The 14,944-nt window shown below is 72.8% G+C and carries 12 protein-coding genes and 1 tRNA gene; 8 read left to right on the plus strand and 5 right to left on the minus strand.

The window, feature by feature from the left end; all coding sequences use genetic code 11:
- Positions 1 to 48 precede the first annotated feature (48 nt).
- From ACZ4Z2_RS07765 to ACZ4Z2_RS07775, 3 genes are read left to right on the plus strand one after another with little or no spacing between them, the layout of a single operon-like run.
- Positions 49 to 627: a helix-turn-helix domain-containing protein gene (locus ACZ4Z2_RS07765; protein WP_468073454.1), complete on the plus strand. Its 579-nt coding sequence runs from the start codon at positions 49 to 51 to the stop codon at positions 625 to 627.
- Positions 628 to 686: 59 nt separating this feature from the next.
- On the plus strand, positions 687 to 1,241 hold the full coding sequence (locus ACZ4Z2_RS07770; RefSeq protein WP_468073749.1) for a GNAT family N-acetyltransferase: 555 nt from the start codon (positions 687 to 689) through the stop codon (positions 1,239 to 1,241).
- Between the two features lie 30 nt (positions 1,242 to 1,271).
- Positions 1,272 to 1,631 carry an MmcQ/YjbR family DNA-binding protein gene (locus tag ACZ4Z2_RS07775; RefSeq protein WP_468073456.1) on the plus strand — a complete coding sequence of 120 codons (360 nt, stop codon included), beginning with the start codon at positions 1,272 to 1,274 and terminating at the stop codon, positions 1,629 to 1,631.
- Between the two features lie 146 nt (positions 1,632 to 1,777).
- Here the strand turns inward: ACZ4Z2_RS07775 and ACZ4Z2_RS07780 are convergent, their stop codons facing one another.
- Both ACZ4Z2_RS07780 and ACZ4Z2_RS07785 read right to left on the minus strand, forming a co-directional pair.
- The gene (locus ACZ4Z2_RS07780; protein ID WP_468073458.1) at positions 1,778 to 2,698 is read right to left on the minus strand and encodes a transketolase family protein; all 921 of its coding nucleotides are present in this window, start codon (positions 2,696 to 2,698) and stop codon (positions 1,778 to 1,780) included.
- 66 nt (positions 2,699 to 2,764) lie between these two features.
- Positions 2,765 to 3,484, minus strand: a complete 720-nt coding sequence (locus ACZ4Z2_RS07785; protein WP_468073460.1) for a transketolase — start codon at positions 3,482 to 3,484, stop codon at positions 2,765 to 2,767.
- Positions 3,485 to 3,634: 150 nt separating this feature from the next.
- Between ACZ4Z2_RS07785 and ACZ4Z2_RS07790 the strand changes: the two genes are divergently transcribed.
- The 3 genes from ACZ4Z2_RS07790 to ACZ4Z2_RS07800 all read left to right on the plus strand — a co-directional run bounded on the left by ACZ4Z2_RS07790 (position 3,635) and on the right by ACZ4Z2_RS07800 (position 8,405).
- Positions 3,635 to 3,708, plus strand: a tRNA-Pro gene (locus tag ACZ4Z2_RS07790).
- A gap of 201 nt (positions 3,709 to 3,909) precedes the next feature.
- Entirely contained in the window at positions 3,910 to 7,641 is a 3,732-nt protein-coding gene (locus ACZ4Z2_RS07795) for an nSTAND1 domain-containing NTPase (protein WP_468073462.1), read from the plus strand.
- Between the two features lie 182 nt (positions 7,642 to 7,823).
- Positions 7,824 to 8,405, plus strand: a complete 582-nt coding sequence (locus tag ACZ4Z2_RS07800; RefSeq protein WP_468073464.1) for a ribosome-inactivating family protein — start codon at positions 7,824 to 7,826, stop codon at positions 8,403 to 8,405.
- A 24-nt stretch (positions 8,406 to 8,429) separates the two neighbouring features.
- Here the strand turns inward: ACZ4Z2_RS07800 and ACZ4Z2_RS07805 are convergent, their stop codons facing one another.
- Positions 8,430 to 9,587 (minus strand): DUF418 domain-containing protein, encoded by a 1,158-nt coding sequence (locus ACZ4Z2_RS07805; RefSeq protein WP_468073466.1) that lies wholly within the window; start codon positions 9,585 to 9,587, stop codon positions 8,430 to 8,432.
- 412 nt (positions 9,588 to 9,999) lie between these two features.
- Here ACZ4Z2_RS07805 and ACZ4Z2_RS07810 point away from each other — a divergent pair, with 412 nt between their 5' ends.
- The gene (locus ACZ4Z2_RS07810; RefSeq protein WP_468073468.1) at positions 10,000 to 11,805 is read left to right on the plus strand and encodes an ABC transporter ATP-binding protein; all 1,806 of its coding nucleotides are present in this window, start codon (positions 10,000 to 10,002) and stop codon (positions 11,803 to 11,805) included.
- 40 nt (positions 11,806 to 11,845) lie between these two features.
- On the opposite strand, the gene ACZ4Z2_RS07815 is transcribed toward ACZ4Z2_RS07810, so the two are convergent.
- Both ACZ4Z2_RS07815 and ACZ4Z2_RS07820 read right to left on the minus strand, forming a co-directional pair.
- Entirely contained in the window at positions 11,846 to 12,955 is a 1,110-nt protein-coding gene (locus ACZ4Z2_RS07815; RefSeq protein WP_468073470.1) for a sensor histidine kinase, read from the minus strand.
- Positions 12,952 to 13,608, minus strand: a complete 657-nt coding sequence (locus tag ACZ4Z2_RS07820; RefSeq protein ID WP_468073751.1) for a response regulator — start codon at positions 13,606 to 13,608, stop codon at positions 12,952 to 12,954. Before ACZ4Z2_RS07820 ends, ACZ4Z2_RS07815 begins: the two co-directional genes overlap by 4 nt.
- Before the next feature lie 324 nt (positions 13,609 to 13,932).
- Here ACZ4Z2_RS07820 and denD point away from each other — a divergent pair, with 324 nt between their 5' ends.
- Positions 13,933 to 14,934: a D-erythronate dehydrogenase gene (gene denD, locus ACZ4Z2_RS07825; RefSeq protein WP_468073472.1), complete on the plus strand. Its 1,002-nt coding sequence runs from the start codon at positions 13,933 to 13,935 to the stop codon at positions 14,932 to 14,934.
- Positions 14,935 to 14,944 lie beyond the last annotated feature (10 nt).

Raw genomic sequence — 14,944 nt, forward strand, 5'->3', positions numbered from 1 at the left:
TGACCACCCCGCCGCGGGCTGTTTCATTTCTGGGATAGCATCCCGAATATGGGAATCGTAGAAGAGGTGCTGGACCCGGTCGATGTCCGCCTCGCCGCTCGTCTCGCCGAACTGCGGGCCGAACAGGGCTGGTCCCTGGGGGAGTTGGCCGAGCGGAGCGGGGTGAGCCGGTCGACGCTGTCCCGTGCCGAGCGGGCCGAGACCAGCCCGACGGCGGCGCTGCTGAACCGCCTCTGCCATGTCTACGGCCGGACCATGTCCCAACTGCTCAGCGAGGTGGAGACCGAGCCGGTCACCGTCGTCCGCGCCGCCGACCAGGTCGTCTGGGAGGACAGGGCCTCCGGGTTCGTACGGCGGTCGGTGTCGCCGCCCGCGGCCGGACTGCGCGGGGAACTGGTCGAGGGGCGCCTCGCGGCGGGCGCCGACATCGCGTACGACGGGCCTTCCGTGCCCGGCCTCGAACAGCACATCTGGGTCCTCGCGGGCGCCCTGCGCGTGACCGACCGGGGCGTGGAGCACGAGTTGGCCGCCGGTGACTGTCTGAGGATGCGGGTCTGGGGTCCGGTGCGGTTCCGATGCCAGGGGCCGGAGGACGTGCGGTACGCCCTGGTGGTGGTCGAACCGTGAGCGCGTCGGGTGTGCCGAGCGGGTCGAGCGCGTCGAGCGCGTCGGGCGGGGGTCCGTGGATCGAGCGGCTCGACGACCGTTCCCGACTGCTGCCGGTGCTGGAGGAGTTGGCGGATCTGCTGGTCCGCACCGTGAACGGCGGAGCCTCCGTCGGCTTTCTCGCGCCGCTCGACCCCACCGCGGCCGTCGCCTGGTGGCGGGGGCGTGTCGACGCGGTCCTGGCGGGAGAACTCGCCGTGTGGGTGGCGCGCGACGGCGACCGGGTGATCGGCACCGTGAGCCTCGCCTTCCCCGACAAGCCCAACAGCCGCCACCGGGCCGAGCTGGTGAAGCTGATGGTCCACCCGGACGGGCGGGGGCAGGGCGTCGGGAAGGCGCTGCTCGCGACCGCCGAGCGGGCCGCCCTCGATGCCGGGGTCACCCTGCTCCACCTGGACACGGAGACCGACAGCCCGGCCGAGCACCTGTACGCGAGGGCCGGCTGGACCCGGATCGGGGCGATCCCCGACTACGCGGCGGACCCGCACGGGAGCCTCAGGCCGACGTCCGTCTACTACAAGCGGGTCGGGGCGACCGCCGGTGACGCCGCGGGGGTGCCGGCTCCCGCCAGGTGATTGTCAGTGGTGGCCGCTACTGTGCGTCGCATGCCGGATGCTGAAGACGTACGACGTGTCGCCCTCTCGCTGCCCGACACCTCCGAGAAGGTCGCCTGGAGCATGCCCACGTTCCGGGTCGCGGGGAAGATGTTCGCCACTCTGCCCGAGGACGAGACGTCCATGGCCGTGCGCTGCCCCAAGGAGGAGCGCGACGAGTTGGTGCTGGCCGAGCCCGAGAAGTTCTGGATCGCCGACCACGAGGCGGGCTTCGCCTGGGTGCGGGTGCGGCTCTCCGCGGTGGAGGACGAGCCGGAGCTGCGGGACATCCTCGCCGACTCCTGGCGTCAGGCGGCCCCGAGCCGACTCCTCGACGCCCACCCGGAGTTGGGGATACCGGCTGCCGAGTAGGTCCGTGCGGAGGGGGGCGCGGCGCGCTGGACCGGGCCCGGCCGTGAAGGGCCGGGCCGGGGGACCGCGGTTGGACGGCGGCAGGGGATCGGGGTGTCCGACGCCGGCCGGGGCGGCGTCTCCGGCGCCGGCGGGCGACCGGCGTGTCAGACGCCGGTCCCGGATCCGAGGAAGCCGGTGATCCGCTGCCGGAGTGAGGCCGCGTCCAGGCCGTGCGCCATCACGTGCTCCTCGATCCGGCCGTACCGGCGCAACTCCGCGCGGCCGACCCCGAGTCCCAGGACGCGGTGCGGCACATCGGCGAGCGCGTCGTTCGCGGCGGTCGTGGAGGTGCCCGCCAGATACGGCTCCACGAGCACCACATCGGAGCCGGCCGCTCCGGTCGCCCGGCGCAGCGCCGTCGCGTCGAAGGGACGCACGGTGGTCGCGTACAGCACCGTCACATCGAGCCCCTCCGTCGCGGCGAGCACGGCGTCGAGCATCGGCCCGACGGCGACGACGACTCCCCGCCGCCCCTCGCGCACCGTGAGGAACCGCTGCCCGTCCACCGCCAGCGCCTGCCCGTTCGCCTGCACGGACAGCCGTACGTACACCTTGTCGTCCTTGTCCTCGCCCGCACCGACCGCGTGCCGGAGCAGGGTCTCCGCCTCGTCGGGGTGCCCCGGCACATGCACCGTCCAGCCGTCGAGCGTGTCGAGCAGGGCCACATCGCCCGGCGCCATGTGCGTGTAGCCGCCGGCGGGCCAGTCGAAGGAGGCGGCGGCGCTCACCAGCACCGCGCCCGCGTCCTGATGCCCGAGATCCAGCTTGACCTGCTCGAAGGGCCGCTCCACCAGGAAGCTCGCGAAGGTGTGCACCACCGGTCGCATCCCGGTCAGCGCGAGTCCCGCGCCCGCGCCGATCAGCAGCTGTTCGCGGATGCCGACATTGACGACCCGGTCCGGATGTCGTCGCTCCGCCTCCGTGAAGCCGTCCCTGCCGATCTCGGCGAGGACCACCGCGACCCTGGGGTCCTCGTCGAGCAGCCGGGAGACGACAGGGGCGAAGCGTTCCCGCATGGTGTCCATGAGCGCGCAGTGTCCTTTCGGAAGAGGGAGGGGAGTGCGAAGAGAGGTGGGGTGAGCCGTGGCGGGTCAGGGCTGCCGCGGTGCGGGGGCGTACTTGGACTCCACCCGGGCCACCACGACATGGGGGCGACCCGGATGCGGTGCGGTGAAGGCGGCGAGCAGCGCCTCGTGGTCCCGGCCGTCCACCGTCTGCGCGGACCAGCCAGCCGCCTCGAACCGCGCGGCGATACCGCCGGGCCGCGCATGGCTGGCGGAGGAGTTGTCGATCACGATCGTGTGCAGCCGGTCGAGTCCGGCCGGTCCCGCGAACGCGATCGCCTCGTGATTGCTGCCCTCGTCCAGCTCGGCGTCCCCGATGAGCACCCACACCGCCGGATCGGTCCGCCCCTGGGCCCGCAGGCCGAGCGCCGTCCCCACCGCGATCGGCAGGCCGTGCCCCAGCGAGCCGCTGCCGATCTCGGCGCCCGGCACCAGCACCCGGTCCGGGTGGTGACCGAGCGGCGAGTCGTACGAGCCGAAGCCGGGCAGCCACTCGACCGGCACGAAACCCTTGGCGGCGAGCACCGCGTAGTACGCCATCGGCCCGTGCCCCTTGGAGAGCAGGAACCGGTCGCGCTCGGGGTCGTCCAGCCGTCCGGGGTCCACCCGCAGCACCCGGTCGTACAGCACCCACAGCGCGTCCAGCGTGGACGTGGCGGCGGGGCCGTGCTTCTCGTCGCCCGTCATCAGCGCCATCAGCCGGGGCAGATCCGTGAACTCGTAGGTACGTTCCGTCGTGGTCGTCATGCACACGAGCCTCTTACCTCAACCAAGGTTGAGGTCAAGCGGTGAGCGGGGGCGAGTTCATGGCCAATAACGGGTGCGCGATCACCGGCCCGAGTGCGGTATTGTTTCCGTGCGCGTTCGGCCAGGGGAAAGCCCAGGTCAGACGGGCAACGGGACGTGGCGCAGCTTGGTAGCGCACTTGACTGGGGGTCAAGGGGTCGCAGGTTCAAATCCTGTCGTCCCGACTCGTGAGAGTCACAGGTCAGGGCCGGTTTTCGGAGTCATCCGAGACCGGCCCTCGGTCACTCCCGGGGACGTCACCGCCTCCGAGGGCCGTAGGGCCACCCCTGGGAACATCACAGCCGGACAGGCTTTTCGCCCGTGGGAAACGAAAAGTAGCTTGTGCTGCTGATCAGCTTTTCTTGTGTGCGAAAGAGGCTTCGCCGATGGGGCGTCCTGAACTACCGGTCGACCCGGCGGCGGGTCCGGTGCAGCGACTCGCCCACGATCTTCGCGAACTGCGCCGCTCGGCGGGCGGCGTGTCCTACCGGACCATGGCGCAGAAGGCCGGCTTCTCCGTGTCGACGCTGGCCAAGGCCGCGAGCGGCGAACGACTGCCGTCGTTGGCCGTGCTCCGGGCGTACGTCCAGGCATGCGGCGCCGACCCCGCCCCGTGGGAGGCGCGGTGGGCGGAGGCCGAGGCGCTGGCCGGGGAGGAGCGGCAGGAGGAGGCCGAGGCCGCCCCGCCCTACCGTGGCCTCGCGCGCTTCGAGCCGGACGACCGCGAGCTGTTCTTCGGCCGGGACCGGCTGATCGACGAACTGACCGAGCTGGCGTGCGGTTCCCCGTTCGCCGTGGTCTTCGGGGCGTCCGGCAGCGGCAAGTCCTCCCTGCTGCGGGCCGGGCTGATACCCCTGCTGCGGGAGAGGATCGCGGAGCAGGGACGTACGGCCGTCCTCCGGGTCCTCACTCCGGGAGACCGGCCCGCCGCCACCTACGGGCATCTGCTGACGCCGACGGCCGACGACCCCGAGTGCTGGGTGGTGGTGGATCAGTTCGAGGAGGTCTTCACCCTCTGCCGTGACCGGGCCGAGCGGGACCGTTTCCTCGACCTTCTGCTCTCCGCGCGGGACCCGGGAAGCCGACTGCGCGTCCTCATCGCCGTACGGTCCGACTTCTATGCGCGCTGCGCCGAGCACCCACGACTGGCAAAGGCGCTGCACAGGAGTGGGCTGCTGGTCCGTGCCATGACCGCCGACGAGCTGCGCGAGGCGGTGATCGGTCCAGCGCAGGCGGCCGGGCTCATCGTGGAGCGGGCCCTGACCGCACGGATCGTCGAGGACGTTCTCGACGAGCCCGGCGGACTGCCGATGCTCTCCCACGCCTTGTTGGAGACCTGGCGGCGGCGCAAGGGCCGGATGCTGACCCTGGCCGCGTACGAAGCGGCCGGCGGGGTACGCGGCGCGATCGCGGCGAGCGCCGAGGAAGCGTACGGGGAACTCTCACCGGCGCAGGCGCACGCCGCCCGGCACCTGCTCCTGCGGATGGTCGAGCCCGGCCAGGGCAACGCCGACACCCGCCGCCCGCTGACGTGGGAGGAGATGGCCGGGTGGCAGGATGCCGACGTGCGCGCCGTCGCCGGGCGGCTGACCCGGGCGCGGCTGCTGACCACCGACGACGACGGAGTGCAGCTCGCCCACGAGGCGCTCCTCACCTGCTGGCCGAGGCTGCGCGAGTGGATCGACGCGGACCGGGAGCGGCTGCGCCACCACCGGCAGCTGACCGACGCCGCCCGCACCTGGCTGGAGCACGACCGCGACCCGGGAACGCTCTACCGGGGCACCCGCCTGGCGCGGGCCGAGGAACTGTTCACCGACGACGACCGCGGCTACGAGGGGCTGACGTCCGAGGAGACGGCCTTCCTGGTCGCCGCGGCGGAGCAGCGAGCGGCGGAGGAGCGGGCCGCCACCCGGGCCCGGCGACGCAGCCGCACACTCGTCGTCTCGCTCTGCGCCGTGCTGGCGGTGGCCCTGGTCGTCGGCCTGACCGCCGTACGACTGCGTCAGGAGAGCGAGCAGCAGACCACCGACACGGCGGCCCGCCGGGTGGCCGCGGTCGCCGACGCGCTGCGGACCACGGATCCGCGCACCGCGATGCTGCTCGGTGTCGCCGCGTGGCGCCTGTCTCCGCTGCCGGAGTCACGCCGGGCCCTGCTGGGCGCGCTGGCCCAGCCCGAACTGGGCAGCTTCACCGACCCCGCGCCCGGTGACGAGCCGACGCGGTTCCTCGACGGCTCCGGGCGCACCCTGCTCAGCATCAGCGACGACACCGCCTGGCGGACGTGGGACGTGAACACCCACCGCCGTATCGCCTCGGGGCCGCTGCCTCACGGCCCGGTCCTCTCCGCGGGTCCGGACGGCCGGGTGCTCGTCATCCAGACCACCAAGCGGACCCAGCGGTTGTGGGACACCCGCACGAAGCGCTGGATCGGCGGTCCCCTGCCGTTCCGGGACACCGTGAGCTTCGGGGCCGGTGGCCGTCATTACCTGGTGTGGAGCACGTTCGACGACCGGGCCGGGCTCTACTCCGTCACCGACGGCCGTCTGGTCTTCCGGACCCGGTCGACCGGCGGAGGGGAACTGGCCCACGCGGCGGCCGGCGACGGCCGGCTGCTCGCCGTCTGCCCACGCGGCCGGACCCCGCAGGTCTGGGACGCCTCCACGGGCAGCGTCCGCTCCGGTGACTGGACGAGGGTTCGCGGCGTCTGCGGTGGCCACCCCTTCCTGAGCATCAGCGGCGGCCGGCTCCTCGCTGTCACCGGGGGCCGGGTGCGTGCGTGGGACACCACGTCGGGACGCCGGCTCGCCGACGTCACCCACGCGGGTCTCAGCGTCGTCGTCATGAGCGCGGACGGCTCGTTCCTGGCGACCGGCAGCGGCCAGGAGATCAGAGTGTGGCGTCTGCCCAGCCGCGGCGCCCCCGTCTTCCGGCACTCCCTGGGCAACGAGTCCCTGTCCGATCTCGCCTGGGACTCCTCGCGGCCGCTGTTGCGGTACCTCGAAGGGGGCACGGTCCACACACTCGACCTCACCACCACGCTCACCCGGGCCTGGCGCACGAGTCCCCTCGCCGGAGTCCGGCTCAGCCCCGACGGCAGGACACTCGCCACCGCCGAACGCATCGGGGGCCGCTACGTCTTCCGGCTGCGCACCACGCGCGACGGCCGTCTGCTGCGAACGCTGCCCACCCCGCCGTCTCCCCTCTTCCGCACCGGCGCACCGACGGCCCCCGCGGACATCACCGATCCCCTGATGTCCTTCAGCCCCGACGGCGACACGCTCGCGTATGGAATGTCCGTCTTCGGCGGCGAGGACATCGTGTCTCAGCGTCTGACGGTGTGGGACGTGGCCGCCGGACAGGTGAAGACCGCGGTGGACGTGGCGTCGGCGTCCGGGATGCCGACGCCCGAGATCGCCCTGGGGCCGGGCGGTCGTACGCTCCTCACCGCGCGCTCGACCGAGGACGGCTACGTCAACGAGACGTGGGACACCGCGCGACAGCGCAGGACGGCGGTCCTCCCCGGCCGGGGCGGTGATCGTCTGGCCGTCAGCCGGGACGGCAAGCTCCTCGTGACCGACAACCGCGTCGTGCGGGCGGGCCGCTCCCGCGCCCATGACCTCGTCCAGCACGACGGCATAGGAGCCGTCGCCTTCGCTCCCGACGGCGCCCGCCTGGCGGCGGGCGACTGGACGGGGCGGGTGGCCCTCTGGGACGGCGACCTGCGGCACCGGGCGGGCATCCTGCCGAACGTCTTTCCGGCGCCCGCCGATCCCTCCTCCGGTTCAGCCGAGTCGATCACGGCCCTCGCCTTCAGTCCGGACGGCAGCACGCTCGCCGTGGGGGGCGACTCGGGCACCCTCCAACTCTGGGACACCGCGACCCGCCAGCCTCTCGGCCCGCCCCTGCCCACCCCCGGCGAAAGCGTCGACACGCTCGCCTTCAGCCCGGACAGCTCCACGCTGTACGCGGGCGGCAGGCACGTCCCGCTCCAGCGGTACGTCGTGGATCCCGACCGAGCGGTGTCCCTCGTCTGCGCCCGTACCGGGAACGCGGAGCTGACCCGGGCGCAGTGGCGCACCTACGTCCCGGACCGGCCGTACCGGCGGGTCTGCCCCTGACCCTCCGGGTGCCTCGGGGTGAGCCCTCGCCAGGTCCTGGCCCGGGACCTATATTCGGCCAAATGATGTGGAACTCGATCCTCCGGAATTGTCTGCGGTGGGAGCAGGGGCCTGCCGGACAACCTTCTGGCTGTGAGGCTCGGTAGTGACACCGCTGCACGTAGAACAACCGGAGCACACCCATGCCCACCAGCGTCCTGGTCGTGGTCGCCTTGTCCGTCCTTCTCGGATTCCTGGTGATCATCCAGGGGTGGATGGACACCCACCGCAAGAAGCACATCGACTTCCCCCAGGTCCGCTGGAACATCAGCCGCGGCTCGGGCGCCTACCTGACCATGCTCGACCGGCTGCGGAACCTCGCTGAGACGTCCGCCGGCGACGACACGGAGAGCGGGAGTCTCGCCGAGGTCGTGATCAGCGGCGACGACGACACGCCCTCGGTGCGCGCGGTCGTACGGCTCGGCGACTTCTCCGTCGTGCGGTTCCTCTCCGACGACACCGCGCACGAGGTCGTGGCCCTCACCCGCTCCACGCACCAGTCGCCGACCTCCGTCAACCTCAGCCGGTCCAGCCTGGAGGAGAGCCTCAAGGACCTCGGTGCCCGCGACACCGACCGCACCGCCCGGGCACGCGGCACCCTGCGGTACCTCATCGCCATCACCGAGGCCGCCCGCTCCCGCACCGTCGCCGACCGCATCGCGAACGGTATGGACAGCGGGTCCGACGTCTTCATCACCACCCAGCGAAGCGACCCGCTCCCCTAGACCGGCCGCCTGCTCGGTGATCCGCTACCGGATGTGTTTCGCCGGCTTGGTCGCGGCGTGGAGGAGGTACTCCAGGGGGCCGCGGCGGAAGAAGCGGGACCAGATCGTGGCGAAGACGATCGCGGCCAGGATGTAGCTGAGCACGGGCAGCCAGGACGTCGCGGTGCCGGCGGCGGAGGCGGGCAACGCGGACTGGGCGAGGAAGTGGCCGACGTAGGCGGTCAGGGACATGGTGCCCACGGCGATGACCGGTGCGGCCAGGCGCCGCAGTCGCGGCAGGCGGTCCATCGCCACCGTCGCTCCCACGATCACGAGGATCGCGACGCCCACGCTGCCGATGATGTCGAACGTGGTGCCGCTGTGCGGCCCGGCCGCCAGGAGCGACGATGCCGGCAGGTCGGGGAACGAGCCGCCGCCGGAGGGCATCGAGGCACTGTCCAGGGGCATCGAACCGGAACCGCTGGAGGACGGCCCGTCCTCCGCGAGGCTCCGGAGCGCGCCCGGGCCGGCGAGCAGCAGGGACATGCCGTAGGCGGCCGCGGTGAGGGCGGCACCGAACGCGGCCAGACGCCGCCGGACCGTGCCGGAGGACAGGTCGAGGCGGCCCAGTGCCATGCCCGCGATCACGAACGACATCCAAGTGAGCGCCGGGTAGAAGCCGGTCAGCAGCAGATCGAGGACGCCCACCTCGCTGAGGCGGCGGAGCGGGTCGTAGGTGTTGACGCTCTCCTGGACCGACGGAGGCAGCAGCGAGTTCAGGACGTACGCCAGCTGGGGCGTGACCAGGGCGAACGCCGCCGCGACGATCGCGAGGGTCCGGGCGCTCAGTCGCACCAGGGGCAGGGCGAGCAGGAAGTAGACCCCGTAGAAGCCGAGGATGATCACTCCCCCGTACTCCCTCGCCAGCGCGGTTCCCAGCCCAAGGAGGATCACGGCGCGGATCGCGATGCGGGCCCGCGCCTGCCGGCCGGCCAGGCCGGTCTTCGGTTCACGGCGGCCCGCGATCAGCATCAGCGAGAACCCGGCGAGGGTGGCGAACAGGACCGACGAGTGACCGTCCGCGATGTACCGGATCCAGCTCGCGACACCGTGTGTGGCCGACAGCGGTGGGCCGATGTGCACGATGTACATGCCGAACACCGCCAGCGCGCGGGCCAGGTCCACCCCGACCAGGCGCCCCATCGAGGGACCGGACGCGGCGGACCCAGGGGACTCGGGGGCGGTCCGGGGCGGTGGAGACGCGTTCTCCGGGAGAGTCGTCGTCTCCTGCGGTGGCTGTGTCTGTGTCATACGGCAAACCTCGCGTGGACGGCCGGAGGCGGACCATCCGGCAGTTCGCGGTGACGGCACCGCCGATCGGCGGGAACCACCCTCCCGACCGGCGGAGCCCCGCCCGGCCCGTCCCGCGCGACCGGACGCCTCTTCAGCCACTCGGCGGGGGTGGAACCGACAGCTGCCGGATAGGCGCCGGCGGGCCCGGCTCCCAGGGTGGAGGCGCGGCACACCGGGCCGGTACGAGGAACGCGAGGACTCTCTCGGATACCTCGACCGTGTACCGGGTTGACGCCGCGCCACCGCAGAAGAAGGGAACGTCGTGAACACCGCATCCGCTCCGACGACGGAGGAGTCCCGTGAGACCTCCCTGTCCGCCCGGGAGACGGTCAGGGCGCTGTACGGATACGTCCGGCCGCACCGCTGGGCCGTCGTCCTCGGTCTGCTGTGTGCCCTGGTCGGGGCCGCCGGGGCCCTGTCGCAGCCGTTGGCCACGAAGGCGCTGGTGGACCGGATGGCCTCCGGGGGGACGATCACCGGGATCCTGATCGGGCTCACCGCGCTGGTGGTGGTGGGCACGGCGGTCGAGGCGTTCGGCGCGTACGTGCTGGAGCGGACGGCGGAGTCGGTGGTCCTGGCCGCCCGGCGCACCGTCGTGGGGCGGCTGCTGCGGCTGCGGATCGCGGAGTTCGAGCGGATCCCGCCGGGTGATCTGATGTCCCGGGTCACCTCGGACACGACGCTGCTGCGGGCGGTCAGCACCCAGGCGGTCGTCTCCGCGGCCACCGGCCTCGTGGCCTTCGTCGCGGCGGTCGTGATGATGGCGTTCCTGGACGTCGTGCTGCTGGGCGTGACGCTCGGCGTGGTCGTGGTGGTCGGCGGGGCCGTCGCGCTGGTGATGCCGCGGATCGCGCGGGCCACCGAGCGGTCGCAGCAGGCGGTCGGGGAGATCTCCGTCGCCTTGGAGCGGGCCTTCGGGGCGTTCCGCACGGTGAAGGCGTCCGGTGCCGAGGGACGGGAGACCGCCCGGGTGGAGGTGGCGGCGCGGCGGGCGTGGCGGCACGGCGTCAAGAGCGCCAAGTGGGAGTCCCTGGCGGGCTCGGCCGACGAACTCGCCGTCCAGCTGGCCTTCCTCGCGGTCCTCGCGGTCGGCGGGGCGCGCGTGGCGTCCGGGGAGATTCCCGTGTCCACCCTCATCGCCTTCCTGCTGTACCTCTTCTATCTGATCGAGCCGGTGTCCCGGCTGGTCGACGCGGTGTCCCAGTACCAGGAGGGGGCCGCCGCGGTCTCCCGGATCGCGCAGGTGGAACGTCTGGAGACGGAGCCGGTCATCGGGCGGCAGGACACTCCGCCCGCCCTGCTCCGGCAGGGGGCGGCGGTGACGGGCCCGGCGTCGGTCCGCTTCGAGGACGTGTCCTTCCGCTACCGCCCGGACCGGCCGTACGTCCACCAGCGGGTGAGCTTCGAGGTGCCGGGCGCCGGGATGACGGCCTTCGTGGGCCCGTCCGGTGCGGGCAAGTCGACGGTGTTCGCGCTCATCGAGCGGTTCCACGAGGTCACCGGCGGACGGGTCCTGGTCGACGGCGAGGACGTACGGCACTGGTCGCTGCCCCGGCTGCGGGCCGCGATCGGCTATGTCGAGCAGGACAGCCCGGTGCTGGCCGGCACGCTCCGTGAAAACCTCGTCTTCGCGGCGCCCGGCGCGAGCGACGACGACGTCCACGAGGTCCTGGCCCGGACGAGGCTCGACGCCCTCGTCGAGCGCCTGCCCCACGGCCTGGACACCACGGTCGGACACCGCGGCTCCCAACTGTCGGGCGGCGAGCGGCAGCGTGTCGCCGTCGCCCGCGCCCTGCTGCGCAGGCCCCGGCTGCTGCTCCTGGACGAGGCGACCTCGCAGCTCGACGCGGCCAACGAGCTGGCGCTGCGGGACGTCGTCACGGAGGTCGCCCGCGAGACCACGGTGCTGGTGGTCGCCCACCGCCTGTCGACGGTGACCGGCGCCGACCGGATCGTCGTCATGGACGCCGGACGGGTCCGGGCCGTCGGCACCCACGAGCACCTGGTGGCCGAGGACACGCTGTACGCGCAACTGGCGGCGACCCAGCTCCTGACCCCGGCGGGCTGACCCGCCACATCGCGGGCCCGCGCGACCGGCGGGACTTCTCTCAGTCCACGCTGAGGGGGACGCGCAGCCGCACCCGGTAGCCGCCTTCCGCGGTCGGGCCCGCCTCCAGGGTGCCGTGCAGGATGTCGGCACGTTCCCGCAGGCCCACCAGGCCCTGCTGGGAACCGGGGAGGGAGAGGGAGGGGCGCTTGGGCGGGGTGTTGGTGACGGTCACGCCGATGCTGTCGCCGTCCTGCCACAGCTCGACGCGGGCGGTGGCGCCGGGGGCGTGTTTGCGGACGTTGGTCAGGGCTTCCTGGACCGTGCGGTAGAGGGCTCGTTGGGCGGGTGTGCTGACGGTGGGTGGCAGGTCGCCCGTCAGCTGTGCGTGGGTTCCGCTGGTGTCGACGAGTTTGTGCAGGTCGGCCAGGGTGGGCTGGGGGGTCAGTTCGGTGGCGTTGCCGCCGGAGGCGCGCAGCAGGGTGACCATGGTGCGCAGCTCGTCGAGTGTGGTGACGCTCAGCGAACGGATCGTGCGGGCGGCCTCCTTGGCGTCCGCGTCCCGCGTGGCGACCTGCAAGGCCCCGGCCCGTACGGCGATCAGGCTGACCTGGTGGGAGACCACGTCGTGCATCTCGCGGGCCAGCTGGGCGCGTTCGCGGGCCAGCACGGCTTGTGCGTGCAGGGTCCGTTCGTGTTCGCGTGCTTCCTCGATCTCGGCCAGGCGCCGTGCCAGGTCGCGTTGTGCCTGGAGAAACTGGCCGAAGAGAACCGGGGCGGCGCTGGTGGCCAGGCCGTACACGAAGAAGATCAGGGTCATGGTCCGGTCGACCTCGGCCAGGGGCCAGGGAGTGCTGCTCGCGACGGCGGCCAGGGCGACGCACACGGCGAGAAGGCGGCGGTCGCGGGAACGTTCGGCCAGGGTGAACAGCGCCGCCAGCACCGCGACGGCGACATCCTGCATCAGGGCGATGGGCAGGGTGAGCAGGAAGACGACGAGCGGGAAGCGGCGCCGGAAGAGCAGCGCGGTGCAGCCGACCGCGGCCAGCGCGGCCTCGACGGGGGTGGGCGGCCACGTGTTCAGGCACGCGTCGACGGCCGCCGCCGCGACCAGGGCGAGGTCGGTCACCGGCGTGGGAAGCCGTTTCCACGCGGTGCGCGCGCGGCTCATCGCCCGGTCCGCCGCGGGTGCTCGTCGAGGAGTCCGGCTCGCTGGGCGAGGAGTGCGGCCTGGACGCGGCCGGCCACGCGCAGTTTCGTCAGGATGGCGCTGACGTGGTCCTTGACGGTGCCGGCGCCCAGGTGGATGCGGGCGCCGATGTCGGCGTTGGACAGTCCTTCGGCGACCAGGACGAGGACGTCGCGTTCGCGTGCGGTGAGCAGGCGGACCCGGGCGGCCTCCTCGTCGACGGCCGTCTGGGTGCCGGGGTGGCTGTGCAGGAGGGTGCGTGACGCCTTGGGGGAGAGCACGACGCCGCCGGCGGCCAGGGTGCGCACCAGCTGGGCGAGCTGTTCGGGCTCGGTGTCCTTGAGGAGGAAGCCGGCCGCGCCGGAGTGCAGCGCGGTCAGGATGTACTCGTCGGCGTCGAACGTGGTCAGCATCGCCACGACCGGCGCGTCCGGCATGGTCCGCAGTTCGCGCAGCACGGTCAGCCCGTCGACGTCCGGCATCCGGATGTCCAGCAGGACCACGTCGGGCCGCTCCCGGCGGACCGTCTCCACGGCCTCGCCGCCGCCCGCCGTCGCGACGACCTCGATGTCCTCGGACGCGCCCAGAATGAGCCCGAACCCCGACCGGATCAGGGCCTCGTCGTCCACCACCACCACCCGGATCACCCGCGCTCCGCCTCACCTTCATCCATGCCGTCCGGCCCCTGCCGACTCGACCCTAAAGCCCCGGTCGGTCCCGGCGGCCCGTCGAGCGGCAGCTCCAGCCAGACGGCGGGGTGACACCCACCGGTCGGCAGGGACACGGAAGCCTTCCGCCGGATGGTCCCATGATCGGCCCGGTCCTCAGCCTGGGGGGCATGACTCATCGCCCCGAGCCCGCGCTGCCGGGACCGCCGCGCCGGCCGGCGGCTGACGCGGCGAGCGCGGTGGCCGCGCGGGCATGCTGCACTCCTGGACCGAGCGATGGGGAGGCACCGCATGAGGATCGTCATCACGGGCGGCTTCGGCTTTCTGGGGCGGCTGGTCACCGGCGCGCTGCTGGAGCGGCGGACGTTCCGAGGGGCGCCGATCGAGCGCCTGGTGCTCGCCGACCGGGTCGTGCCGGCCGAGCAGTCGTCCGCCGCCGACCCGCTCGTGGAGATCGTGCCGGGCGAACTGGCCGACCGGCTCGACGCGGTGTTCGCGGAGCCGGTGGACCTGGTGATCCATCTCGCCGCCGCCGTCTCGGCCGAGTGCGAGGCGGACTTCGACCTCGGGATGCGCGCCAACGTCGACACGACCCGCGCGCTCCTCGAAGCGGCGCGGGCCCAGTCGGCGGCCGGCGGGCCGACACCGCGCCTGGTGTTCTCCAGCAGCGTGGCGGTCTACGGTTCTGACCCGGCGCTGCCGCTCCCACCGGTCGTCAGCGAGGCGACCCTGCCCACACCGCGATCCAGCTACGGGATCCAGAAACTCGTTTGCGAGCAGCTGATCGCGGACTGCACCCGGCGCGGGTTCGTCGACGGACGCGTCGCCCGCCTGATGACCGTGTCGGTGCGGCCCGGCAAGCCGAACGCCGCCGCCTCCGGGTTCCTCTCCGGCATCATCCGCGAGCCCCTCGCGGGTCTCCCCGCCGTCTGCCCCGTACGGCCCGACCTGCGGGTGGCCCTCGCCTCACCGCGCCGCACCGTCGACGCGCTCCTGCGCCTGGCGGAGGTCGAGCGCGGAACGGGGCAGGGCCGGCTCGACGGCCGACTGCCGGTCAACCTTCCGGCGCTCACCGTCTCGGTCGCAGAGATGATCGCCACGCTGCGGCAGCTGGCCGGTGACGACGTCGCCGACCTGGTCACGATCGCGCCCGACCCGGCCGTCGAAGCCATCGTCGGCTCGTGGCCGTCGGTCTTCGACCACTCCCGCGCCGCCGCGCTGGGGCTGGAACCCGACCCGAGCTTCGCATCCGTGCTGCGGGACCATCTCGCCGGTCTCCGGAGGGATTCCTGACCGGCCGGGA

It is taken from the genome of Streptomyces sp. NPDC030183 (assembly GCF_055573455.1).